Raw genomic sequence first — 22915 nt, 5'->3', positions numbered from 1 at the left:
AGGGTGTCGTCTGCGTCCGTGGTTATTATAACGCCCCTTGAAACCCTGCCCAGGCGGTGGCCGCTCCTGCCCACGCGCTGGATAATCCGCGACACCTGGCGCGGAGACTTGTACTGGATTACCAGGTCAACGCTGCCTATATCGATGCCCAGCTCAAGCGAAGAGGTGCATATGAGCGCCTTAAGCGAGCCCTCCTTGAACTCCTCCTCTGTGGTAATCCTCACCTCCTGGGAGAGGGAAGAGTGGTGGATACCCACGCTCTCTCCTATAATCTTAAACCTCGAGGCGAGAATCTCAGCCATCTCGCGGGTATTCACAAAGATGAGGGCATGGGAGTGCTGCGCAATAAGCTCACGCATCCTGCGCAGCCTTGTTGCGGCGGCTATGCCGGTGAGAAGGCGCTCAGCAATTTCGCGGTCTTCCCTTTTTGGCCTCGGATACTCAACGCTTATCTCCATCCCCTTGGCGGTACTCACCCTGACTATCTCCACAGGCGCATGGGTGCACAGAAAGCGCGCCACCCTCTCGGGCGAACCCACTGTGGCACTTATCCCTATGCGCTGGAAGTCCCGCTGTGCAATCTCGCGCAACCGCTCAAGGGCGACGCTGAGCTGCGCCCCCCGCTTGCTCTCAGCGAGCTCATGCACCTCATCCACAACGACGAAGCGAACATTCTCAAGGTGCTTCCGCATAAGCGGCGCGGGTAAAATCGCCTGAAGGGTCTCGGGCGTGGTGATGAGCATATCCGGCGGAGCTAGAGCCTGCTTCCGCCGCTGATACTGCGAGGTGTCGCCGTGGCGCACCGCTATGTTTATCCCCAGCTTCTTTCCCCACCACTCCAGGCGGGAGAGCAGGTCGCGGTTAAGTGCGCGCAGGGGGGTGATGTAGAGCAGCGCTATACCTGCACCCTTCTCCCCGGAAAGCCTGCTGAAGAGGGGGAGCATCGCAGCTTCAGTTTTGCCTATGCCGGTGGGGGCAATGAGAAGAACATGCTTTCCGCTGAGGATAACAGGAATTGCAGCCTCCTGAATGGGCGTGGGCTTCTTAAAACCCGACTCGCTCAGTGTGCTGCGCACAGGCTTTGATAAAAGGGAGAAGGACTTCATAGCCTAGTCTTTCCTCTGGATGTGCAGTTCTATTGCGCGTTCCATTGTGAGCTCGCCTCTGGCAACCTTCTCGGCGAGGGCTCGTGATATGGTTATATTTCCGCTGCGCTGCCTGCTGTCCCGCTGGACGTTTTTAATCTCCCCCGACGTGGGCTTCACCACCACCTTTTTCTTTAGTTCGTGCCCCTGCTTCATGGCTATGTTTATAGCAGCGATAATATCGCGGACCTCTGGTCTGGTGTCCCCCCTGCCCAGAGAAGGTGTTGTGGAGTGTTCATCCACAATCTCTATGTCAAAGCTAAAGCTCTCCTGCAGCACTTTGAGGAGACGCTGCCTGAACACCCCACCCCCGTTGCCCACCTTTATCTTCACCCGCCGGCAGGAGTATATACGCAGAATGTCCTCAACGGCACCCTTCACATCTTCCGGTGAGCTGAAATGGCTGACATGCACAACGCTTCCATCACCCACCACCGCAAGACCCGGCTTCTCTCCCGGGTCGATTCCTATAACCAGCTCGTCGTAGTGCCCCCTCAGCCCCTTTGAAAGGGTGTATGCCTTTTCAACCGCTATGCCTACGTTCCTCTCGCCTGCGGCGACGACACAGGGAAAGTTTACCCTCTCCGCTTCTGAGTCGCTGGTGAGCACTACCTTAACCTTCCCGGGAATCTCATCTCTAAAGGTCAGGCTGTAAAATTCAAGCTTTTTTCGCTTCAGCTCTTTTGCAAAGAGGTAGTATAACCTGGGTATTTCAGTCAGCACCGCTATCAAGCAACAACCTCGATTACTGCTATAAATGTGACGTGTTAAAATTTAAATTGGTCTTCGGCAGTACTCATGTTGCGAAATTCGAAAGAAAATATATTTGAGGCAGGTTGTGCAGAATATCAGTCACTCTAACGGGGCATAAACGGGGAGGGGGGAACCACCACCTCATTGATACAGGCACTGGTGGTTCCTATCTCTATTTCTATTATACTTATTTCTGTGGATTCTGCACCCTGCGAAGTTTTTATATAGTACACTTTTCCGGTGCTCTAACCAATCTTTTAAGTAGGCTGGAGATAATTGAATGATGGGGATGTAGATGAGTCTTGATGAGCTGGTAAAAAGGATCGCCTCTGAGAGCGGGCTTGAAGAGGAAGAAATCCGCAAGAGGGCGGAGGAGAAGCAGAGAGAGCTTGGGGGCCTTATAACACCCGAGGGCGCAGCTCACGTGGTGGCCAACGAGATGGGCATCAACCTTTTCTCAGGCACCTCAAAGACCCATGACATAAAGATAGAGAACATAATACCCGGCATGAAGAGTGTGGATGTGGTAGGGAGGGTGAGGCGTATATTCCCACCCCGGGAGTTTACCCGCAAGGACGGCAATAAAGGGAAGGTTTCATCGCTTGTTCTGGGAGACGACACCGGGACTATCCGCATTGTTTTCTGGGGCAGGGATGTCGAGAAGCTGGATAAGATACAGGAGGGAGACATCCTGAGAATTAGGGAGGCGTACACAAAGGCAGACCTGAACGGCGAGCCCGAGATTCACATAGGTTCGCGCACCAGAGTTATTCTCAACCCTCCTGACATCGACCCTGCGCAGTTCCCTGAGGCCGAGTTGCCGCTGAAAAAAATCGCTGAACTTCGCGATGGCATGCAGAGTGTGGACGTACTGTGCAAGGTGATGCGCATCTATGAGGTGCGCGAGTTCACGCGCGAAGATGGAAGCACCGGGAAGGTAGTCAATCTGATTGTGGCCGACGATACAGGAAGGGCAAGACTGGTGCTCTGGGGCGAGGATGTTTCTCTAGTGGAGGATGGAAAGATAGCTCCCAACGATGTGCTCAAGGTGGTGAAGGGCTACGTGAAGGTGAGGATGGAGGAGCCCGAGATACATGTTGGCAAATTCGGCAAGGTGGTGCTTAACCCGGAGGGTACAGAAGCCCTCGCAACGCTGCCTATAGAAGAGGTGACCAGGAAGAAGATAGGGGAGCTTAAAGCAGGTGAGCGGGTTGAGGTCAGAGGCGCAATTGTTGATGTTGCCGAGGAGGTAAAGATTTTCGACAGAAAGAGCGGTAAAGGTGTGGTCTTCAATGCGATTATCGACGATGGCACAGCAAACATGCGTGCCACCTTTTACGACAAGCTTGTTGAGATGCTCCTGAATGTCCCCCTTGAGAGGATGATAGAGGGAGAAGCAGAGGATGAGATAAGCAACAGGAAAGAGGAGCTGCTCGGCAGGGAGATAGTGGTGGTAGCGAGGGTACGTACTAACGACTTCACCGGCAGAGAGGAGCTTATTGTGGAGGACCTTAATCTGAACCCAGACCCGAAAAACGAGGTGGAGAAGTTGCTGAAAGAGGCAAAATCCATTGCAGGAGGCTAGAAGGATGGAGCTTGAAGACCTTCCGGGAGTAGGTATTGCAACCGCAGACAAGCTGCGTGAATCAGGATTCAAGAGCGTTGAGGCGATTGCAGTAGCGCACCCAGGAGAACTAAAGGACGCAGCAGGTATAGGTGAAAGCGTTGCACTGAAGATAATAAATGCTGCCCGCGAGTCGCTTCAGATGGGTTTCATGACTGGCATTGAGGTGCTGGAAAAGCGAAAAACCATGCGCAAGATTACCACATGCAGCAAAAGCTTGGATGAGCTTCTTGGTGGGGGCATCGAGACCCAGGCTATTACAGAGTTTTTCGGCGAATTTGGCTCTGGAAAAACCCAGATTTGCCATCAGCTTGCGGTAACTGTCCAGGTTCCGGAAGATGAGAATGGACTGGGCAAAAGCGCCTTTTATCTTGATACCGAGAATACCTTCAGGCCGGAGAGGATAATTCAGATGGCTGAGGGTATTGGAAGGGACCCAAAGGAGATACTGGAGAACATAGTTGTTGCACGGGCATACAACAGCGACCATCAGATGCTCCTGATTGAAAAGGCGGAAGATATAATCCGTGAGAAGAACATCGGGCTGATAGTTGTGGACTCCCTGACCTCCCACTTCAGGAGCGACTACACCGGCAGGGGGATGCTCTCCGACAGACAGCAGAAGCTCAATCGTCATATGCACACACTCCAAAAGCTCAGCGACATCTATAACCTGGCCGTCATCGTAACAAACCAGGTGATGATGCGTCCAGATTTCTTCTTCGGAGATCCCACCGCACCCATAGGCGGACATGTGGTGGGACACTCGTCCACCTTCAGGATATACCTGCGCAAGTCCAAAGCAGGAAAGCGCGTCGCACGCTTAATAGACTCTCCCAACCTCCCTGAAGGCGAGGCTATATTCACAGTGACGAAGGAGGGCATCAGGGACTGAGAGTTTGTCTACGTTGATTTTCATGGGTAAAGCATGCGAATAACAGCTGTGGCAATCGACATAGATGGCACCCTCACCGACGCAAAGCGGAGAATCGACCTTAATGCCATGGCACTCCTCCGGGAACTTGAGAGCCGGGGAGTGCCTGTAATCCTCGCAACGGGTAATATTCTCTGCGTAGCCGAGGCGGTGCAGACCTTCGCCGGCACTACAGGGGCAATAATAGCCGAGAATGGAGGAGTTATAAAAGACCCCTCCCTCGGTGTAGAGCGCTACCTCGGTGACATAATGGAGGTGCACAGGGCCTTTAACCATCTTGCAGCCAAACGTGAGGTAGAGCTTGTGCCATATTCAGAACTCCGAAAAACTGAAGTGGCAATACTCCGTCATGGCATTACCGTCGAAGAGGTGAGGGAGCTCCTAAGACAATTCGATGTGGAGGCGGTAGACACCAAGTTTGCCATCCACATAAAATCGCCCGAAGTGAGCAAAGGGAGAGCGCTTGAAGAGGCGACAGAGCTAAGAGCCATTGCCATGAAGGAGGTGGCCGCGATAGGTGACAGTGAAAACGACCGCGACATGCTTGCCAGGGCCGGCTATGCCATCGCCGTCGGCGAACCCTCGCTCAGCGATGTCGCAGATATTGTGACCAAGAACAGGTTTGGCAGGGGTGCCGTCGAAGCTCTGGAGCATGTGCTCGCCATGATTCGATAAATTTTTAAATGATAAATTATTAAGAATAGGAAGCAGGTATTCATTTGTTCAGGATGGATAGTGATGGAAAAAATAGAGCTTAAGTACAGGGTGGTGAGCACAGACCTCGTAAAGAAAATTAAGCAGGAGCACGGGGGAGAGCTTATATCCCGATGCTACCAGTGTGGCACCTGCACTGCTACCTGCGTGGTGAATCCCTTCAGGGACGATTTCAATCCCCGCAGGATTATAAGGATGGCGGCTCTCGGGATAGACAAGGCGCTCGATAGCATTGAACCGTGGTACTGTGCCGTATGCTACCTCTGTACTGAGCGCTGCCCGCGTGACGTGAAACCAGCTTCCGTTTTGATGGCAATAAAGAACGTCGCCGCGAAAGAGGGTAAGGTGCCTGCAGCATTTAAAAACATAAATGTCAACGTCGCGAAGATAGGCAGGCTTTTTGAGATCGACGACTTTACAAACTTCATGCGAGAGGACATGGGTCTGCCGCCAATTGAGCCAATAGACCAGGAGGAAGTTAAGAAACTCATTGCAGGCACCAAATTTGAAAAGATTATCAAGGATGAGGAGAGCGGAACATGAGTGATGGGTACCTCTACTTCCCAGGATGCAACATCCCCTACCGTGAGAATCAGTACGAACTCTCGGCTCGAGCTGTGGCAGAAAAGCTGGGAATAAAGCTCCACGACAGGCCCTTCGCATGCTGCGGGCTGAACACTGAAACCATAGATGAGTTTGCTGCTCTTCTCTTTTCTGCACGCAACATCGCTGTCGCAGAGGAAGAGGGCATGGACATGGTTGCACTGTGCAACGGCTGCTATAAAACTCTTCGAGTGGCAAATAAAAAGCTACAACAGGATGAGAAGCTCCGCAAGAAGGTTAATGAGAGGCTTGGTGCAATTGGGCGGGAGGTAAAGGGCACCATCGAGGTGTATCACCTTCTGGACCTAATCGCCGGGCGAATAAAACCAGAGCACATAGTTAAAAAGGTATCCGCAAGAGTGGCACCCTTCGCTGGCTGCCATTCTTCGCGACCCAGCGAGTATGTGGACTTTGCCGCAAGGGATAAGCTTGCGAGGATTATCAAACTTGCCGGAGGAAAGGTTGTTAAATATAAAGACATGGACAAATGCTGTGGTGCACCTCTGCTCGCGCTGAGCGAGGAGCTGGGCATAAACCTCGCGAGACAGCGCCTGCTCAGCATGAAGGAACGCAACGCTGAGCTTGCAGTTACCATGTGCCCCTTCTGCCAGGTTTCCCTTGACGGGCTTCAGGTTAAGGCGGAGCAGGAGTTCAATGAGAGCTACAACGTCCCCAGCCTGTACATCACACAGCTCCTTGGCCTGGCCATGGGGATTAAGCCAGATAATCTTGGTATCAAGGAGAACAAGAAGGACCCGAGCAGCGTTCTTAAGCAGACTGTAATGTAACCCCCAACAATAAATCCTAATCACAAAATCGTACATGTTCAACGATAACTATAAAAGTTGAAAGAGAACAAAATTACTATAATGGAAAAAGCTGGGGGCCAAGAAATCACAGGTAGAATACTTGTGGTAGACGATGAAAAGGAGATTCAGAACCTACTTCGCAAGTTGCTGAGCAAGGAGGGTTACGAGGCGGATGTGGCCACCCTACCTGAAGAAGCTCTGAATAAGATAGATTCAGAGAATTATGATGTGGTGCTTCTCGACCTGATGCTGCCCGGAGTTAAGGGCACCGACATTATCCAGGAGATCAAGAGACGCCGTCCACACTGCGCTGTTATCATCATGACAGCCTTCGGCACAATACCAAGCAGCGTCGAGGCGATTAAAAAGGGTGCCTTTGACTACATCGAAAAGCCATTTAAAAAAGGTGAGATTCAGCACGTGGTAAGAAATGCCATGGAGCACCAGCGATTGAATAAGATGTTTGGAAAACGTGCAAGCGAAGTGCTAAAATCTGTTGCAAATCCCCTGAGGAGAGACATACTGGAGATACTCGTTGAAAAAAAAAGTGTAAAGTTGATGGAAATAGTCAAGTTGCTGGGGGTAAAGGACCACACCAAGGTGAGTTTTCACCTGAGGAAGCTCAAGGAGCAGGAGCTCGTGGTGCAGAATGGTACCCGGGCATATAGAATTACCCCCAAGGGTGTCAAGGTGCTGGAGACCATATGGAACCTTGAAAGAGAGTTTCTCTAGCATTTAAACTCACTCGCCCTGATTAGCTTTTTTGTGTACTTATGGGAGGGATTCATAAATATTTTCTCACACTTTCCGTACTCCACCATTTCCCCTCCTTTCAGAACCAGAACCTCGTCGGAGAAGGCTTTGACCACGCCCATGTCATGGGAGATGAAAAGATAGGAAATTTTTCTATCCCTCTGTAGCCTTTTCATGAGGCTGAGAATCTGTGCCTGGACAGAGACATCAAGCATAGAGGTTGGTTCATCTGCCACCACGAGCTCCGGCTCCAGGGCCAGAATCCTGGCAATCGCAACCCTCTGAACCTCTCCGCCAGAGCACATCGCCGGGTAGCGGGAGAGCAACTCCGTGGATAGGTTTACCTCCCTTATTAGCTCCTTCACTCTCGCCTCTTCTTCCCTCCTGCTCCCTACAAGCCTATGAATTCTCAGAGGCTCTGCTATGGAATCGTAAATCTTCATCCTTGGGTTAAGCGCAGTTTCTGGATGCTGAAAAATGATCTGAATTTTTGGACGTAAACTCCTGAACTCCTTTTCAGAGGGAGAGGTTATCTCCATACCATTGAAATAAATCCTGCCCGAGGTGGGCTTCAGTAACCTTACCACAAGTTTTGCTATAGTCGACTTACCGCTTCCACTCTCTCCAACTATGCCTAGAACTTTTCCTTTACCCAAACTGAAGGACACCTCTTTAACCGCATCAAAGCGCCTCCTTATTAGAAACCCGGAGTAAAAGCTTTTGCTGAGTTTTTCCACCTCAAGCATAGAAGCACCTCACCCCCCGCCTAAGCTCCGGTTTTTCCTTACTGCAACTCTCCTCCGCCATTAAGCATCTGGAGTGAAAGCTGCACCCTTCTGGCAGTCTTGTCATGCTTGGACTTGAGCCGGGGATAGGGTTCAGTCCATTCTCAGGGAGGGAGTTGACCAGCCCAGTAGTATAGGGGTGAGCAGGCTTGTTAAGAACCTCCCTAGCAGAGCCAATTTCAACTATCTCTCCGGCGTACATAACAGCTACTCTATCACAGATTTTTGCTGCCTGAATATCGTGGGTGATAAAGAGCATGGCAGTGGTTCTCCCAACCTCCTTCAGCAGCTCTAAAATTTCGGCTCTGACGATGGAATCCAGATTCTTTGTGGGTTCGTCTGCAACAATCAGCTCAGGATTTCCAGCAATTCCCAAAGATATGAGCACCCTCTGCTTCATTCCACCGGAGAGCATGTGTGGGTACTGCTTTATAAGCCGCTCCGGCTCCGGAAGACAGAGCCTCCTCAGAAGATCCACCGCATCTTTTAGGACCTTTCTTCTGGAACCGTTGAGGAGGGAAAGAGCCTCCTTTAGCTGGTAGCCTATAGTAAGGACAGGATTAAGGGAACTGCCGGGATTCTGAGGTATCAGGGCGATTTTCCTCCCCCTCAGTCTTCTCAACTCCTCTTCGCTCATCCTCAACACATCTCTGCCATTGAACAGAATCCTTCCAGAAATTTTGGCATTGGCTGGCAATAAACGGAGTATCGCAAGAGCAAGGACCGACTTTCCCGAGCCCGATTCACCCACAATTGCGAGGGATTCCTCTCTATCAAGTTTGAGATTGACTCCATTCACAGCCTTTACCACACCCTCTTCTGTGAAAAACTCGACCTTAAGCCCATTAATCTCTAAGAGTATCATAATATCTCCACCTGCTACCAAGGCTGTCACTCAACATATTGAAGGAGTAAACGGTGACAAAAATCATGAGCCCCGGGAATATCATGAGGTGAGGGGCTGTTTCCATAAATGCTATACTCTCCCTCAGCATAATCCCCCACTCAGGCGTTGGAGGCTGGGCACCTAAGCCCAGGAAGCTCATACCTGCGATGTGAAGTATGGCAGAGCCGATGTCAAGGGTGGCAAGAGCAAGGGCTGGAGAAATTACGTTGGGCAGGATGTGTCTATACAAAATATAAAAGTCTGTGCACCCAAGAGCCCTTGCGCTCTCTACAAACTCCTCTTCCTTTATCTCCAGGGTGCTCCCCCTTACCAGCCTTGCATATTTAACCCAGCCAACAGTGGCAAGGGCTACTATAAGATTGGGAATCGATGGCCCAAGAATCCCTATTATAATCAACGCAAGGATTATTCCAGGCATAGCTAGGAGGATGTCAACCACGCGCATGATCAATTCGTCTACAATACCGCCGTAGTAGCCTGCGATAAGTCCGAGGAATGTGCCGAGGGCGAAGGAAATTCCAACTATCGTTACGCCTGCAAAAAAGGACACTCTGGCGCCATGGATAACCCTGGAGAGTATGTCTCTGCCAAAGTTGTCGGTTCCAAATAAATGCTTTAAGCTCGGTGCTTCAAGGGCTCTGTCAAGGTTTATCTGATTTGGATCGCAAGGGGAGAAGGTGCCGGGAAACAGGGCAAATAAGATTATCGCAGAAATAATCACCTGGGCAATTTTATTTCCATGCATACTATGCCCCTCTGATTTTTGGATTTATCCTCATGTAGAGCAGGTCAACCAGAAGATTGATCGCCACGAAGAAGAAGGTGAAGATCATAACAAATCCTGAAACAACCGGAAAATCTCTCGCAAAAAGCGAATCTACCATAAACTTGCCAACACCCGGCCATGCAAATATGCTCTCAACTATAACCGCGCCGCCCAGCAGGTGCCCCAGGTCCATTCCCGCTAGGGTGACGACTGGAATTAGAGCATTTCTGAAGGCGTGAATGAAAATCACCCTGCGCTCCGTATAGCCTCTCGCCCTTGCAGCAAGTATGTAGTTTTTCTCCATGGCGTCCAGCATGCTCTCCCTTGTAACCCTCGCTATCCTTGAGCTGAGGTGAAAGCCCAAAGCAAGGGTGGGCATTATGAGGTGCCCTACGGAGCCATAGCCAAAGCTGGGTAGAATGCCCAGTTTGAGGGAGAATAGGAGGATGAGCAGCATGCCGAGCCAGAACTCAGGTATCGATATTCCCGCAGAGGTAACGGCTCTGGCAATGGTGTCCCAGAAGGTTCCACTCTTCAGAGCAGAGACCATCCCGAGGGTTATGCCCAGAAACACCGCAAAGAACAACGCCGAGAGCGCAAGGGTTAGAGTTGCCGGAAACCTGACCAGAAACTCCTGGAGGACGTCCTCACCGGTTCTCAGCGAACTTCCTAAGTTGAAGTGCAGGAATACCATATCCAGCCATAGTATGTATCCCTCCAGCATGGGAAGGTCGAGTCTGTTTTTGAGCATAAAGTGTTCTATGGCTTCGTAGTCCGGTTCATCCAGTTTCTGGGTTATTATAATGTATGCGGCATTACCTGGAGCGAAGTAGAGAAGACAAAAAGAGAGAAAGGATGCCATCACAACCGTTGCGGCAGCTGCGGGCATCCTTTTAAGGAGATATCCCATACTCTATTCCTCTATGTACACAGTCCTAAAGTTGGCTTCATACATGGTGGGGGCGTGCACATAGCCCCTGACCTTTTTGTTGTAGACCACCGTCTTGACAATGTCGTAGAGGGGTATGCACGCATGCTCCTCCTGAAGCTTTAGGTACGCTTTGTTGAAATCCTCGCTGTCTCCGCTTGCAATTGCTTTGTCTATGAGCTCATCCAGTTCGGTGCTGTGGTACGCATAGGGCCAGTCGGAGCTTGAGGAGTGGTACTTGGCGAGAAGAAGCCCAGCGGGTGCCCAGGGGATATTGCCGCTGTGGTGGAGGAAGAGGTCGTACTCACCCCTCTTCTTCGCCTCATATGCAGCTCCCCGCTCCATCGTGACTATCTCAACTCTCATGCCTATCTTCTTCAGCTCGCTCTGGAGGTATACCGCCACGGGATTCGCATTTGCCTCTCCTATAGGCACGAGGTACCTTACGGCAAGTTCTTCACCGTTCTTCTCTCTTATTCCGTCGCCGTCGCTGTCCACCCAGCCCGCTTCCTCTAGGAGTCTCTTCGCCGCATCAACGTCGTAGGCATAGCCTTTCCCCCTGAGCCCGCTCGCGAAGGGGAAATCGGGCGATGTTATTGTCGTTGCTGGAATCCCGTTGCCCTTGAAAAGCTTCTCTACAAGGGCTTCCCTGTTGATGGCAAGGTTAACAGCCTTCCTTACCCTCTTGTCCCTGAACACCCCCTTCTGGCAGTTGAACTCCACTACCTGAATTCTGCCGTATGAGTGCTGGTCCACAACGATGTTCGGGTCTGCCCTGAGTTCTGGTATCCTCTCGAAGGGTACGCTCGCATGGTGCTCAGTTGCACCTATAATGTCCACCTCGCCCTTTTTCAGCGCCATTACCCTGGTGTTCTCGTCTGGAATGTAACGGTAGATTATTTTGTCCAGCTTTGGTTTCTCCCCCCAGTAGGCATTATATCTCACAAGCACAGCCATCTGCTCTTTCTTATACTCTTTCACCATGAAGGGACCTGTGCCTATGAGTTTCCTGCGCTCGCCGCTGTAGCTCCATGCAGGCTCCACACTGGTGGGCGAGATAACCTCTGCCTTAAACTGGGACGCTAGGTCCTTGAGAAGGTTGGGATAGGGCTCTATGAGGTAGAATCTTACAGTATATCTATCCACAACTTCAGCATCCTTTATGTACTTCACAAAACCTCCTGTGCCGGTGTTTTTCTTCCACATCCAGAACCATTTTGCAGCTTCCGCATCCCAGGGTGTGCCGTCGTGGAAGGTTACGTTTCTCCGCAGGTGGAAGGTGTACACTGTGCCATCGTCAGAGATGTCCCAAGACTCCGCAAGGTAGGGGATAACCTCGCCCTTCTCGTCCACCTTCACAAGCATCTCAAAAACATTTGCCTTGATTTCCTCACCCTCAAGGAAGTCATCAGCACCGCCGACCCCCAGCACCTGCTCAATCTTCTGCTCAGCGACCGCTTCCTTAGCCGCCTTGTTGCCGCTGTCCGCACATCCGGCAAAGACAAGCATGCCTGCCAGAAGCAACGCCATCAAAAAGACTATGCCCTTCATCAAAATTCACCTCCTTTTTCCACTGTTCCATAGATCAGGAAGGTCTGATAGGTTGAGGAGATTCGCTGGTACCATGGCATGTGTTTCTTCTGCATTTCCCTTATATATCCAAGATTTCTTACATGCACGTCTTTAATCCCAGAAAAAGACATTAATTCTGCTATATTCCTTTCATCTGCACCATCTGCAAGGGGGAGTTCATCTCTGAGTTCATTTTTATAGAAATTCCAGGGGTTACGCCCCTCAAAAATAAGAATTCCGAGCTGTCCTACCAATTGTTTAATCCTGTTTCCAACCCCATCCGAGAAATGCTTCCCATCAATTACAGCCACCTTTCCCCTATATTTTGTGACCCTAACCCACTCTTTCAGCGCCTTCTCTGGCTTGGGCAGCGTCCACAGGAGGTGTCTTGAAACAACACCGTCAAAGCAGCTATTCCCGAAGGGCAGCGACTCTGCATCTGCAACTCGAAAAGAAATCTCAAGACCTTTTTCCTCCGCCTTCTCTCTGGCCACTGCCAGCATGCCCCTGGAGATGTCTACCCCAGTTACCCTGTGACCCGCCTCAGCTAGCAGAAGGGCTATTGCTCCTGTACCTGTGCCCACGTCGAGAATCTCCTTGGGCTCCTCACCAAATACCGACAGAAGTTCTCTCTCCCAGGCTTTCTTTTCTTTCTCACAGGTGTAGGCATGTCCCGGAGAACAGTCGTAGGTTCTGCTTCTACTGTCCCAGTACTTTGCGATTATATCTTTCACAATCTACTCCTCCATCGGTGGCACAAACAAAATAAAGGTAGCACTTTTACATATAAATTTTTCCATTATTATTACTTAATAATAATTATATTAAAAAAAGTATTACAAAAGTTTTAATAATAATGGCCTATAATCATAGTAAACCGGGAGGTAATTTTTATGGAGAAGCTTATCAGGTTCGGTGTATCCATGAATCAGGAGCTTTTTGAAAGGTTCAACAAGGTGATAAGAGAAAAGGGGTATGCAAATCGCTCTGAAGCTATAAGGGACTTAATAAGAGACATGATCATTCAGGAAGAGTGGAGGGAACTCGAGAAGGAGGCAGTGGCCTCCCTTACCATTATGTATGACCATGCAATAAGAGGGGTCACCGATAAGCTTATTGACCTGCAGCATCGCTACCACAGCAACATCATATCCTCAATGCATGTACATCTCGACAGCCACAACTGCATGGAGGTCTTAGTCATAAAAGGGAAAATAAAAGAAATTAAAAAAATCTCCGACACACTGTTAAGCTCACGCGGGGTGAAGCATGGAAAGCTGGTTATAGCGAGTTCGCCTCCAGTATAAGCTCACTCCTCCCTCTCAAACGCCTCCTTTGGAGCATTGCACACCGGGCAGTGCCAGTCGTCGGGAAGCTCATCGAAGGAGTTCCCCTCCGCCTCCTCGTCGTATATATAGCCGCAGACGGTGCACCTGTAGTTAGCTATAAAACCACCTCCTACTCAAACTTCCTGTGATACTCTTTAACCCTCTGGGCAAAGAGTCTGCCGAAGTCGTAGCCCTGTTCATAGTCCTTCTCGGTGGGACGGTAGTTCACTTCATAACCCGGCTCTACCACCTCCAGTTTCATGGATTTGAGAATGCTCAGTGCCTCCCTAACGCCGCCGCCTCCCCAGCCGTAGCTGCCGAAGGCGCCCGCCATGCGGTTAGTCGGGCGAAGACCACGCAGGTGCTGGAGAAACTCCGCAACTGTCGGGAACATTAGATTGTTGAGTGTGGGTGTGCCCACGAGCAGACCGCGGTATCTCCAGAACTGTTTTATCGCTACACTCATAGGCGTCTCCCTGAGCTTTATAACCTCGGCGTACATGTCCTCGTCGAGTATGCCATCGAGCACAGTCCTGCTCATCTTCTCTGTGGAGTGCCACATGGTGTCATAGACTATAACCACCCCCTCCCTCGCCTTGCCCTCTGCCATGTCCAGGTACATGTTGATGACTTTCTGCAGATTCTTACGCCAGATTACCCCGTGGTCAGGGGCGATCATATCTATCTCCAGCCCAAGCTTCTGAATCTCTGCTATCTTTGCCTTTATCAGTCTGCCGAAGGGCATCAAGATGTTGGCGTAGTAGTCTATCACCGCATCCTCAAGCTCATGCTCCGGCAGAAGGTCGTCGAAGAGCACCGCCTGTGCAAAGTGCTGCCCAAAGGCGTCCTGGGAGATTAAAAGTCTGTCCTCCCGTACATAGGTCATCATACTGTCCGGCCAGTGCAGCATAGGCGTCTCTATGAACATCAGCGTCTTCTCGCCTATCTTAACAGTATCGCCGGTGCTCACCGTCTGAATATCCCAGCCTGTGGTGTCAAAGTGTCTCTCTAACCCCTGCCTCCCTCGCTCTGTGCAGTACAGCGTTGCCTTCTTTGCGAGCTTCATAACCCTGTCCCAGGAGCCCGCATGATCCATCTCAATGTGGTTGCACACTGCAACACGTATCTTATCTGGGTTTGTCAGACAGCGGATGCGCTCAAACATCACATCTGCGAGGTCGTACTTGACTGTGTCTATCAGCGTAATCTTTCTGTCCATGATGAGGAAGTTGTTGTACGTCGTACCCCTCGGCGTGACATAACCGTGAAAGTCCCTGACGTTCCAGTCTATAGCGCCAACCCAGTAGATGCCTGGTTTTATCTGTTTTGCCTTCATCAGCTCACCTAAAATTTAACCCCCAGCTTGCCCTGCCAGAGCCCGTGGAGGTTGCAGAACGCAAAGGCGCGAAGCGTGGTGGGTTCGTCCAGAGAGATTGTAAACCTAACCTTTGGATGGCTCACCGCAGGAGCAAGGGTCGCCATCCCCAGGAAGGTGTACTGCTCGTCATAGAGGGAAATCCAGTTTATGTAGTGGCTGAGCTCATTGGGATGGGCGAGCAGCTCTCCCACCACAATCTTAACACTGAAGGGCTCTCCGGCCCTGAGCTCCTCCGGCACATGGATGACCGGCGTATGTTTCTTCTCCATGTCCGTCAGGTTTTCTGGGTCCCTGGGCTTGTTCACTCCCTTAAGGGAAAAATCTGCCATCTCCCCAACCTCCTAGAAATCCCTGAAGGCCTTGCTGCCGGCGCCACATACAGGGCAGCGCTCCGGAGCGTTGCCTATGACGGTGTGGCCGCACACAGAGCAGATGCTCACCTTCTCTATCTCCAGGTCCTTTCCTTCCTCTGCGAGCTTCTTGGCTTCTGCGTAGAGCTCCGCGTGGATCTTCTCAGCCTCAATGGCATAGTGGATACTCCTCTTTGCCTTCTCCTCCCCCTGGAGCTCTGCCACAGCATTGTAGGCGGGGTACATCTCCTCCACTTCAAAGGTCTCCCCCTCTATGGCCGAGCCCAGGTTCTCCGGACTCTTGTCCAGCATCCCCAGGGCCTTGAAGTGGTTGGCTGCGTGCACCTGCTCCGCATATGCTATGGCTCTGAATAGCTTCGCTATGTTTGAGAAGCCATCTCTCTCAGCCTGCTCGGCGAAAATCAGGTACTTCATGTGCGCCTGGCTCTCGCCAGCAAAAGCTGCCCTGAGATTCTCCTCAGTCATCTTCCTCATCTCAACACCACCTCCTGAAGTGAAATATTGGTCATTCAATGATTAATAATTTTCTGTTGCTTCTCATCCCATACAAAAGACGCCCAGTTCTTTATCCAGCTTACTTATGCGAGTTTCTGATAAAATCGTTTCTCTCAGCGCCGCACTTTGCACCAGATTAAAATGTAGAAGGGGAAACCCCTTGCCGGGGCTGCACACCTAGGCTATCTCCCTGAACATACCCTCTGCTCCGCAAACAGGACACCGCTCTGGTGCATCGCCCTCAACGGTGTAACCGCATGCCTGGCATACCTGAAGTGAGCCGAGTTCTGCATCCTTCCCCGCCTTCACAGCCTCCGTTGCCTTTGTGTACAGGTCAGCATGGACCTCCTCGGCCTTGATCGCCCAAGTGAAGGTCCTCACCGCTTCAGTGTTGCCCTCCTCCTTCGCAGCTGCTATGAACTCAGGGTACATCTCAGTCTTCTCGTAGGTCTCACCTTCATAAGCAGCCTTGAGGTTTTCTGCCGTGGATTTAATGCCACCCATGACCTTAAGGTGGCTCAGAGCATGTATTGTCTCGCTTTCTGCGGCGGCCCTGAAGAGCCTGGCCACATTGGGATAGCCGTCTTCCTCCGCCTTCTTCGCAAAGGCCAGATAGCGGCGGTTTGCCTGGCTCTCGCCCGCGAACGCTTTTGCGAGGTTTTCTTCTGTGTTTCCCATCTTCTCTACCTCCTAACTTTCAACAGGTGCGTAGTAGCACCTTTTCGGGGAATGGACTTTCCCCTCTTTCTTGAGTTCACTGATTACCTTTGAAATTTCCTTGCTCTCAGCTCCCAACATTTTGGCTATATCACCAGGTCTCATCGGCTTCCCGGTACTTTTCATAGCCTCAAGCACTTTTTCCTTATCAACCATACTACATCACCTCATTTTTATTAAGTATTTCGTTGTTATATGTGCATAGTATATAAATTTTTGGTATGGAATTCGCAATTATAATATAAGTATGCCACGAAATTCGCAGCATGTGGCAGCATTTATAAATCATCAGTGGTAAGAAAGAATTCTAATTTCGTTATAATTTTTCTGGTTATCGTTATATTTATGTTTGTGATACCATGATACCAGACGAAAAGGATCTAAAGATAATAGATATTCTTCGCAAAGATGCCCGGACACCCTTCACAGAGATAGCGAGGAGACTTCATGTCAGTGAAGCCACAGTCAGAAAACGTGTTGATGTCCTTGAAAAGATGGGTATCATAAAGGGCTACACCATAGTGGTCGACCCGGCAAAGATGGGCTACGGCACTGTAGCTCTGGTTGGTATAAACACCAATCCCGACATGTTTCTTAGCGTGGCAGAAAAGCTCACAGAGTTTGAGGAGGTGCGCTTCGTTGCGACCTCAACGGGCGACCACATGATTATGGCTGAGGTGTGGACCCGCAACGGCAAAGAGCTTTCTTCTCTGATTTCTGAGAAGATAGGCAAGCTTGAAGGTATAACCCATATAAGACCTGCGATAATCCTTGAGAAGCTGAAAGAGATTTAGCCTCTACTGTTTTTAACGAGCCCTTCCAAAAGTTTTAAATCTCTGCTCTGCAAGTGCATGCCGAGGAGAGGCGATGAAGGCGCTAGTGCTTGTGTGTGACGGCTTGGCAGATAGGCCCATTAAGAAACTAGACGGCAGGACACCCATGGAGGTTGCGAATACACCAAACCTCGATGAGCTTGCAGCGAGGGGAATAACAGGTGTGGTTGACCCTGTTGCACCCGGGATTAGAGCAGGAAGCGACACCTCTCACCTGGCAATCCTCGGCTACGACCCGTGTCAGGTTTATACAGGGCGTGGACCCTTTGAGGCCGCGGGCATGGGAATTGAGCTGCGCGAGGGCGACGTAGCCTGGAGATGCAACTTCGCCACTGTCGACGAGAACCTTGTGGTCAGGGATAGACGTGCCGGGAGGATAGAGGACACCTCTGCGCTAATCGAGGCGCTGCAGGGCATCCACCTGCCCGGCGTTGAAGTTAAGCTTGCCTCTCTCGCCTATCGCTGTGCCCTGGTGTTTCGCGGCGAGGGGCTAAGCCACATGGTGAGCGACACTGACCCGCACGACATCGGGGTTGGGGTGCATCCAGCAAAGCCTCTCGACGACAGCGCCGAGGCGAGGCGCACCGCCAAACTTCTGGAGGAGTTCTTAAGGCAGGCCCATAAAGTCCTTGAGAAGCATGAAGTTAATGCAAAGCGAAAGGAAAAAAACCTCCCGCCGGCGAACTACCTTCTGGCGAGGGGCGCAGGAGTGGTGCCAGAGCTGGAGAGCTTCTCACATCGCTACCGCATGAGTGGCGCCTGCATGGCGACGACGGCTATAATAAGGGGCATTGCACACCTGGCCGGGATGCGTGTGATTGAGACTGAGAGTGATTACATCGCTCGAGCAAAGCAGGCACTTCTCGCTCTGAAGGAGGTTGACTTCCTGCTCATGAACATAAAGGAGGCGGACGAGGCGGGACACGACCACTCGCCAGAGAAAAAGATTATGGTTATCGAGGCCATCGACGCAATGATGGGTGAGTTTCTAGACTTCGCACAGGATAACTACCTCGTGGTTATGTCTGACCACACAACGCCATGCAGCGTGGGCGACCACACAGGCGATGTGGTGCCCATACTCATAGCCGGCCCTGAGGTGAGGACCGATGATGTCGCTGCCTTCAGTGAGCGGGCTTGTGCAGGAGGTGGGCTGAACCGCATCCGGGGCATGGACCTCATGCCAATACTGCTCGACCTCATGAATAAGAGTGAGAAGTTTGGTGCTTAGAATGCATGCTTTAATCCTGGCGGCGGGCAAAGGCACAAGACTTGAACCCCTGACAGAGACCCAGGCAAAGGCTATGCTCCCTCTGGTGAACAAACCACTGCTCCAGCATGTGGTGGAGGCGGTGAGGGAGGCGGGTATTAAGGATATTGCCATAGTGGTTGGCTACCAGAGCGAGGCCATACGCGAGCACTTCGGCGATGGCTCTGCGCTGGGGGTGAGCATCAGCTATGTTGTTCAGGAGGAGCGCCTCGGCACTGCGCATGCGATTGCCCTGGCGAGCTTTGAGGATGATTTTCTTGTGCTCAACGGCGATACCCTGGTAAGCGGCGAAGATATAGCCCGGCTCATGGCAGAGCATCAGGGAGCAGCAACAATTGCGTGCCGCCGTGTTCCCGACGCTCGGGGCTATGGTGTTGTGACACTTTGCAGGGATGGCAGGGTGGAGAAGATAGTGGAGAAGCCGGCTCAACCCGAAAGCAACCTGATTAACGCAGGTATGTATGTATTCTCCCCTGAGGTTTTTGAGGTGATTAAAAGAACGCCCCTCTCGCCACGGGGTGAGTATGAGATAACCTCCACGCTTGAGATGCTGCTTCGCGAAGGCAAGGTGCAGGGGGTGGAGATAACCGGAAGATGGCTGGACATAGGCACGCCATGGCATTATCTGGAGGCGAGTAAAACTCTGCTTGACGAGATGCCCCACCACATCGCCGGAGAGGTAGAGGGCAGGGTGAGCATCAGGGGCAGGGTTTACCTCGCTGAGGATGCGGTGATAAAGTCTGGGAGCTATATCGAAGGTCCTGTATACATAGGCAGGGGCAGCATCGTCGGTCCCAACACCTACCTTCGGAGCCACTCTGCACTGGGCGATGGCTGCAGGCTGGGCAATGCTGTGGAGGTTAAAAACTCGATAATAATGCAGGGCACGCACATAGCGCATTTGAGCTATGTGGGCGACTCCATAATCGGAAGAAACTGCAACTTCGGTGCCGGAGCCAAGGTGGGCAACCTTCGTCTGGACGATAGGAATGTGAAGATGCGCATGAAGGGTGAGCTCGTGGATACTGGAAGAAGGAAGATGGGAGCAGTTATAGGCGACGGCGTCAAGCTCGGCTTAAATGTGATGATAAATGCAGGACGCAAGATAGGCTCCGGCTCATTTATTGGTCCCGGGGTTATTGTGTATCGTGATGTGCCAAGAGACAGCTTCCTGGTCGCGAGGCAGGATATTGAGCTGAGAGAAAGGGGCGGAAAGGATTCTCCAAGATTACAGAGGATACAAAAAGATTAGATAATTAATGGAGGGTTGAGTATGGCAGACTACAAGGTTATACCGGACATGCGGGTTTCTGAGCTGATGACAAAGTATGTGCTCATGGTGGAGCCTGAATTGCGGGTTATAGACGCCATAAACAGAATGCTGGAGCATAACTTCCGCTGCGTAATAGTGGCGAGGATGAGCCCCTACAAGGAGCTTGGTCTGGTTACGCGCTTCGACATAATGGAGAAGGTCATAGGCAAAGGTCTGGACCCCCTGAGGGTCAGGGTGAGCGACATCATGGAGAAGCCCGTGATTTTTATAGATGCCGACGACAGCGTGAGGGAGGCAGCCCGTCTGATGGGCGAGAACCAGATATGTAATCTTCCTGTCAAGAAAGACGGAAAGGTCGTTGGGGTAATAGGCAGCACAGATATATTCATGGAGTATAAGCGCAGTATTGGGTGATTGGTCGCAAAGCATACCTCTCCCTCAAGAGCCATCTTTATTTTTTCAGAAGTTCTATATTGTCCCTTAGTATGGGCCAAAACGACATGCTTAAGGGGAAGATTATATTAAATAAAATGTGCATTAATTATATCTGGAGGGTATAAAATCGAAGAACGAGAGGGTTCTGTTAAAGGAACCAGAGGGATGGTCCTGAAATATGTTTTGATAGGGGCTTTTCTGGGCTATTTTGTCTTTCATCCTTTTGTAATGATTCTCGGGCACTCTATGAGGGATCATCAGATGGGCCACAGCTGTTCCCCATCTGAAATAATCGCCTCAGAGGTAAGGATGTCCTTCTCACCAGGAATGCTACCCTGGGGTATTACCTTTACAATTTTCAGTGCCTTTATCGGGCTTCTTTACGGCAGAGTGAGAGAGTACGAGCAACTACATATTATGCAGGCAAAAATGTACTCCCAACAATTGGAACTTGACGTAAAAAATAGAACAAAGGAGTTGCAGGATACCGTAAAAAAGCTGGAAAAACTCAATTTAGAGCTTAAAGAGGCCAATAACCTTAAGGATCTGTTCACAGACATCATGCGTCACGACCTTTTAAATCCCATAGGCACTGCAAGAAGCTTTGTTGAGCTTCTACTGGAGGATGAGGATGATCCAGAAAAAACAACAGAGCTTCAGGCGATTAAAAGGAGTCTTGATAAAGCAATAGATTTGATAGAGAGCGCCAGTAAACTTTCCAAACTTGAGAGTTCTAAAAGCCTAGAACTGGAAGATATGGACCTGAGGAAGGTAATTGAAGAAGCTGTTGAGCGATTTACTCCTCTGGCATCTGAAGCTGGAATGAAGATTGAAAATAGAATAGCACATAGCATGCCAGTCAGAGCAAACAGTATAATAGAGGAGGTATTTGCCAACCTTATTTCAAATGCCATAAAGTATGCCCCGGAAGGCAGAAGAATAGTTTTAACCGGCGAAGAGAGGGACAGCTTCTGGCGGATAAGGGTGATAGATTTCGGGGAGGGCGTAAAAGATGAGAACAAGCAGGCTATTTTTGAGAGATTTATAAGAAAGGAAAAAAGAGGGGTTAAGGGTTCAGGTATGGGGCTTGCAATAGCTAGGCGTATTGTTGAACTTCACAACGGCAGGATATGGGTTGAGGACAATCCAGAGGGAGGCGCAGTTTTCATCGTAGAGATTCCAAAAAAATAACACCAAAGGTCATGTCATAGATTCACAACCACTATCTCAGGGGGACAGTTCAGCCTCAAGGGTATGTATCCCGTGCCGATTCCCCGGCTAACAAACATCCTTGCCCTGCCCACACGAAAGAGCCCGTACTCAAAGCGGCGGTATTTCCGGGGGAGGGGGACCCACAGCGCCCCAATGCCGGGAAACCTGACCTGCCCGCCGTGGGTGTGCCCTGTGAGCACCACGTCAACGCGAGAGGAGGCGCCCCCAATAATCTGCGGAGAATGGGCGAGGAGCAGCTTTACTGCAACGTCACCAGCACTGCCGAGCGCCTTTTCAAGGTTGTCCCTCCCGGTGTAGGGGTCGTCAACACCGGCGATGACAATGTCGCCACTGCGCACCGCCTCGTTGGCAAGAACCACAATGCCTTTAGAGCCCAGCACTCTCTTCAAGCCCTCCGCTCCAATGCCGCTCCAGTGGTCGTGGTTTCCGAGAACGAGGTAAACAGGCGCTATATCGCGCAGCGCTTCGAGAAATTCTACAGCCTCTCCAAGGCCACGACGGTATGTGAGCAGGTCACCGGTATGGAAAATCATCTCCGGGTTGAGCTCTGATATCGCAGCAGCCACCTTTTCTGAGCTGAATATGGAGGTGGAAAAGTGGGTGTCGGTGATGTGCACCGCCCTCACTCCGAGCCCCAAGCCAAGCTCGAGCGGTGTAACCTCCACATCCCTCGCCTCGAACAGAGAGTAGCCGGTGCTCAGCGCCGCCGCAGAAGCCGCGACCTTAATAAACCGCCTTCTCGTGAGCATGCTTTCTCTTCATACGTGAGAGGATAAAAAGCAAGCGGTGCAGGGGGTGCAACCTTTTTTAATGTGAAAATGCCACATAACTCATATGAAAATTCACACTGCTGAGCAATTGAAAAGAAAAAATATAGCTGAAAAGCTGCGCAGGGCTCTGTACGCTCATGGCAGGATTCTCTTTGCGTATTTACACGGCTCATTTCTGAGTGGGAGATTCAGAGATGTGGATGTGGCAATATACCTCCGGGAGCCTGTGGATAAAAGATATGCGCTGAAATATGAAATGAAGCTTGAAAGAGAGTTGGAGGATAAGATTAGCCTGCCGGTGGACATTAGAATACTCAATCTGGCTCCACTCTCATTCAGATTTGGCGCCATTAAAAATGGTGTGCTCCTCTTCAGCAGAGACGAGAGCAGAAGGGTGGAGTTTGAGTGCCGGACCATTGACGAATACCACGACTTCAAGTTTCACAGAGACACCTACAGGAGAGAGGCCATTGGGATTGAAGTATGATAAAGAAAAGGTGTCAAAACTGGTTTCCGAGG

General features: G+C 50.9%; 28 protein-coding genes. 13 read left to right on the top strand and 15 right to left on the bottom strand.

Going from position 1 to position 22915, the window contains the following annotated elements:
- Together ACXJJW_RS00975 and ACXJJW_RS00970 are read right to left on the bottom strand one after the other, a co-directional pair.
- Window positions 1-1106 (bottom strand): DEAD/DEAH box helicase (locus ACXJJW_RS00975; RefSeq protein WP_456473847.1); only part of this gene is annotated, 1106 nt, incomplete at its 3' end.
- 3 nt (window positions 1107-1109) lie between these two features.
- Entirely contained in the window at window positions 1110-1868 is a 759-nt protein-coding gene (locus ACXJJW_RS00970) for a hypothetical protein (RefSeq protein ID WP_503417195.1), read from the bottom strand.
- 325 nt (window positions 1869-2193) lie between these two features.
- On the opposite strand from ACXJJW_RS00970, the gene ACXJJW_RS00965 reads away from it, so the two are divergent.
- The 6 genes from ACXJJW_RS00965 to ACXJJW_RS00940 all read left to right on the top strand — a co-directional run bounded on the left by ACXJJW_RS00965 (window position 2194) and on the right by ACXJJW_RS00940 (window position 7314).
- Window positions 2194-3483 (top strand): DUF2240 family protein, encoded by a 1290-nt coding sequence (locus tag ACXJJW_RS00965; RefSeq protein ID WP_456473845.1) that lies wholly within the window; start codon window positions 2194-2196, stop codon window positions 3481-3483.
- A gap of 4 nt (window positions 3484-3487) precedes the next feature.
- Complete coding sequence (gene radA, locus ACXJJW_RS00960) at window positions 3488-4417, top strand: DNA repair and recombination protein RadA (protein WP_456473844.1); 930 nt, start codon at window positions 3488-3490, stop codon at window positions 4415-4417.
- Between the two features lie 33 nt (window positions 4418-4450).
- The gene (locus ACXJJW_RS00955) at window positions 4451-5131 is read left to right on the top strand and encodes a phosphoglycolate phosphatase (protein WP_456473843.1); all 681 of its coding nucleotides are present in this window, start codon (window positions 4451-4453) and stop codon (window positions 5129-5131) included.
- A 63-nt stretch (window positions 5132-5194) separates the two neighbouring features.
- Window positions 5195-5713 carry a 4Fe-4S dicluster domain-containing protein gene (locus ACXJJW_RS00950; RefSeq protein WP_456473842.1) on the top strand — a complete coding sequence of 173 codons (519 nt, stop codon included), beginning with the start codon at window positions 5195-5197 and terminating at the stop codon, window positions 5711-5713.
- Complete coding sequence (locus ACXJJW_RS00945; protein WP_456473841.1) at window positions 5710-6561, top strand: CoB--CoM heterodisulfide reductase iron-sulfur subunit B family protein; 852 nt, start codon at window positions 5710-5712, stop codon at window positions 6559-6561. Before ACXJJW_RS00950 ends, ACXJJW_RS00945 begins: the two co-directional genes overlap by 4 nt.
- Window positions 6562-6642: 81 nt before the next feature.
- On the top strand, window positions 6643-7314 hold the full coding sequence (locus ACXJJW_RS00940) for a response regulator (protein ID WP_456473840.1): 672 nt from the start codon (window positions 6643-6645) through the stop codon (window positions 7312-7314).
- Here ACXJJW_RS00940 and ACXJJW_RS00935 read toward each other — a convergent pair.
- The 6 genes from ACXJJW_RS00935 to ACXJJW_RS00910 are packed head-to-tail and all read right to left on the bottom strand — an operon-like array spanning window position 7311 to window position 13027.
- Window positions 7311-8081, bottom strand: coding sequence for an ABC transporter ATP-binding protein (locus ACXJJW_RS00935; RefSeq protein WP_456473839.1), 771 nt, complete (start codon window positions 8079-8081; stop codon window positions 7311-7313). The genes ACXJJW_RS00940 and ACXJJW_RS00935 overlap by 4 nt on opposite strands.
- Window positions 8074-9006 (bottom strand): ABC transporter ATP-binding protein, encoded by a 933-nt coding sequence (locus ACXJJW_RS00930; RefSeq protein ID WP_456473838.1) that lies wholly within the window; start codon window positions 9004-9006, stop codon window positions 8074-8076. Before ACXJJW_RS00930 ends, ACXJJW_RS00935 begins: the two co-directional genes overlap by 8 nt.
- Window positions 8966-9772 carry a nickel transporter permease gene (gene nikC, locus ACXJJW_RS00925; protein WP_456473837.1) on the bottom strand — a complete coding sequence of 269 codons (807 nt, stop codon included), beginning with the start codon at window positions 9770-9772 and terminating at the stop codon, window positions 8966-8968. Before nikC ends, ACXJJW_RS00930 begins: the two co-directional genes overlap by 41 nt.
- 1 nt (window position 9773) lies before the next feature.
- On the bottom strand, window positions 9774-10703 hold the full coding sequence (locus tag ACXJJW_RS00920) for an ABC transporter permease (RefSeq protein ID WP_456473836.1): 930 nt from the start codon (window positions 10701-10703) through the stop codon (window positions 9774-9776).
- A 3-nt stretch (window positions 10704-10706) separates the two neighbouring features.
- Entirely contained in the window at window positions 10707-12272 is a 1566-nt protein-coding gene (locus ACXJJW_RS00915) for an ABC transporter substrate-binding protein (RefSeq protein ID WP_456473835.1), read from the bottom strand.
- Window positions 12272-13027, bottom strand: coding sequence for a class I SAM-dependent methyltransferase (locus ACXJJW_RS00910; RefSeq protein ID WP_456473834.1), 756 nt, complete (start codon window positions 13025-13027; stop codon window positions 12272-12274). The genes ACXJJW_RS00915 and ACXJJW_RS00910 overlap by 1 nt, the downstream gene beginning before the upstream one ends.
- Window positions 13028-13186: 159 nt before the next feature.
- On the opposite strand from ACXJJW_RS00910, the gene nikR reads away from it, so the two are divergent.
- Complete coding sequence (gene nikR / locus ACXJJW_RS00905) at window positions 13187-13600, top strand: nickel-responsive transcriptional regulator NikR (protein ID WP_456473833.1); 414 nt, start codon at window positions 13187-13189, stop codon at window positions 13598-13600.
- A gap of 2 nt (window positions 13601-13602) precedes the next feature.
- Here nikR and ACXJJW_RS00900 read toward each other — a convergent pair whose 3' ends face one another.
- The 6 genes from ACXJJW_RS00900 to ACXJJW_RS00875 form a co-directional block, all read right to left on the bottom strand.
- The gene (locus ACXJJW_RS00900) at window positions 13603-13740 is read right to left on the bottom strand and encodes a rubredoxin (protein WP_456473848.1); all 138 of its coding nucleotides are present in this window, start codon (window positions 13738-13740) and stop codon (window positions 13603-13605) included.
- Window positions 13741-13751: 11 nt separating this feature from the next.
- On the bottom strand, window positions 13752-14957 hold the full coding sequence (locus tag ACXJJW_RS00895; RefSeq protein WP_456473832.1) for an FprA family A-type flavoprotein: 1206 nt from the start codon (window positions 14955-14957) through the stop codon (window positions 13752-13754).
- 8 nt (window positions 14958-14965) lie between these two features.
- A complete protein-coding gene (locus ACXJJW_RS00890) occupies window positions 14966-15328 on the bottom strand; it encodes a class II SORL domain-containing protein (RefSeq protein WP_456473831.1) in 363 nt (120 codons plus the stop codon).
- 12 nt (window positions 15329-15340) lie between these two features.
- Window positions 15341-15844, bottom strand: coding sequence for a rubrerythrin family protein (locus ACXJJW_RS00885; RefSeq protein ID WP_456473830.1), 504 nt, complete (start codon window positions 15842-15844; stop codon window positions 15341-15343).
- Between the two features lie 198 nt (window positions 15845-16042).
- Entirely contained in the window at window positions 16043-16543 is a 501-nt protein-coding gene (locus ACXJJW_RS00880) for a rubrerythrin family protein (protein ID WP_456473829.1), read from the bottom strand.
- A gap of 12 nt (window positions 16544-16555) precedes the next feature.
- On the bottom strand, window positions 16556-16738 hold the full coding sequence (locus ACXJJW_RS00875) for a DUF8462 domain-containing protein (protein WP_456473828.1): 183 nt from the start codon (window positions 16736-16738) through the stop codon (window positions 16556-16558).
- Between the two features lie 203 nt (window positions 16739-16941).
- On the opposite strand from ACXJJW_RS00875, the gene ACXJJW_RS00870 reads away from it, so the two are divergent.
- The 5 genes from ACXJJW_RS00870 to ACXJJW_RS00850 all read left to right on the top strand — a co-directional run bounded on the left by ACXJJW_RS00870 (window position 16942) and on the right by ACXJJW_RS00850 (window position 21584).
- A complete protein-coding gene (locus ACXJJW_RS00870; protein WP_456473827.1) occupies window positions 16942-17376 on the top strand; it encodes an Lrp/AsnC family transcriptional regulator in 435 nt (144 codons plus the stop codon).
- Window positions 17377-17449: 73 nt separating this feature from the next.
- Window positions 17450-18646 carry a 2,3-bisphosphoglycerate-independent phosphoglycerate mutase gene (locus tag ACXJJW_RS00865; protein WP_456473826.1) on the top strand — a complete coding sequence of 399 codons (1197 nt, stop codon included), beginning with the start codon at window positions 17450-17452 and terminating at the stop codon, window positions 18644-18646.
- A gap of 1 nt (window position 18647) precedes the next feature.
- A complete protein-coding gene (gene glmU / locus ACXJJW_RS00860; RefSeq protein WP_456473825.1) occupies window positions 18648-19937 on the top strand; it encodes a bifunctional sugar-1-phosphate nucleotidylyltransferase/acetyltransferase in 1290 nt (429 codons plus the stop codon).
- Window positions 19938-19958: 21 nt separating this feature from the next.
- Window positions 19959-20372, top strand: coding sequence for a CBS domain-containing protein (locus ACXJJW_RS00855; protein ID WP_456473824.1), 414 nt, complete (start codon window positions 19959-19961; stop codon window positions 20370-20372).
- A gap of 186 nt (window positions 20373-20558) precedes the next feature.
- Window positions 20559-21584 carry a sensor histidine kinase gene (locus tag ACXJJW_RS00850; RefSeq protein WP_456473823.1) on the top strand — a complete coding sequence of 342 codons (1026 nt, stop codon included), beginning with the start codon at window positions 20559-20561 and terminating at the stop codon, window positions 21582-21584.
- A 14-nt stretch (window positions 21585-21598) separates the two neighbouring features.
- Here ACXJJW_RS00850 and ACXJJW_RS00845 read toward each other — a convergent pair whose 3' ends face one another.
- Window positions 21599-22375, bottom strand: a complete 777-nt coding sequence (locus ACXJJW_RS00845; RefSeq protein WP_456473822.1) for a metallophosphoesterase — start codon at window positions 22373-22375, stop codon at window positions 21599-21601.
- Between the two features lie 85 nt (window positions 22376-22460).
- On the opposite strand from ACXJJW_RS00845, the gene mntA reads away from it, so the two are divergent.
- Window positions 22461-22883: a type VII toxin-antitoxin system MntA family adenylyltransferase antitoxin gene (gene mntA, locus ACXJJW_RS00840; protein WP_456473821.1), complete on the top strand. Its 423-nt coding sequence runs from the start codon at window positions 22461-22463 to the stop codon at window positions 22881-22883.
- The last annotated feature ends 32 nt before the right edge of the window (window positions 22884-22915 follow it).

Source organism: Candidatus Pyrohabitans sp., assembly GCF_054014795.1.
The sequence above is the reverse complement of the archived record's forward strand: the minus strand, read 5'-3'. Positions and strand labels throughout refer to the sequence as shown.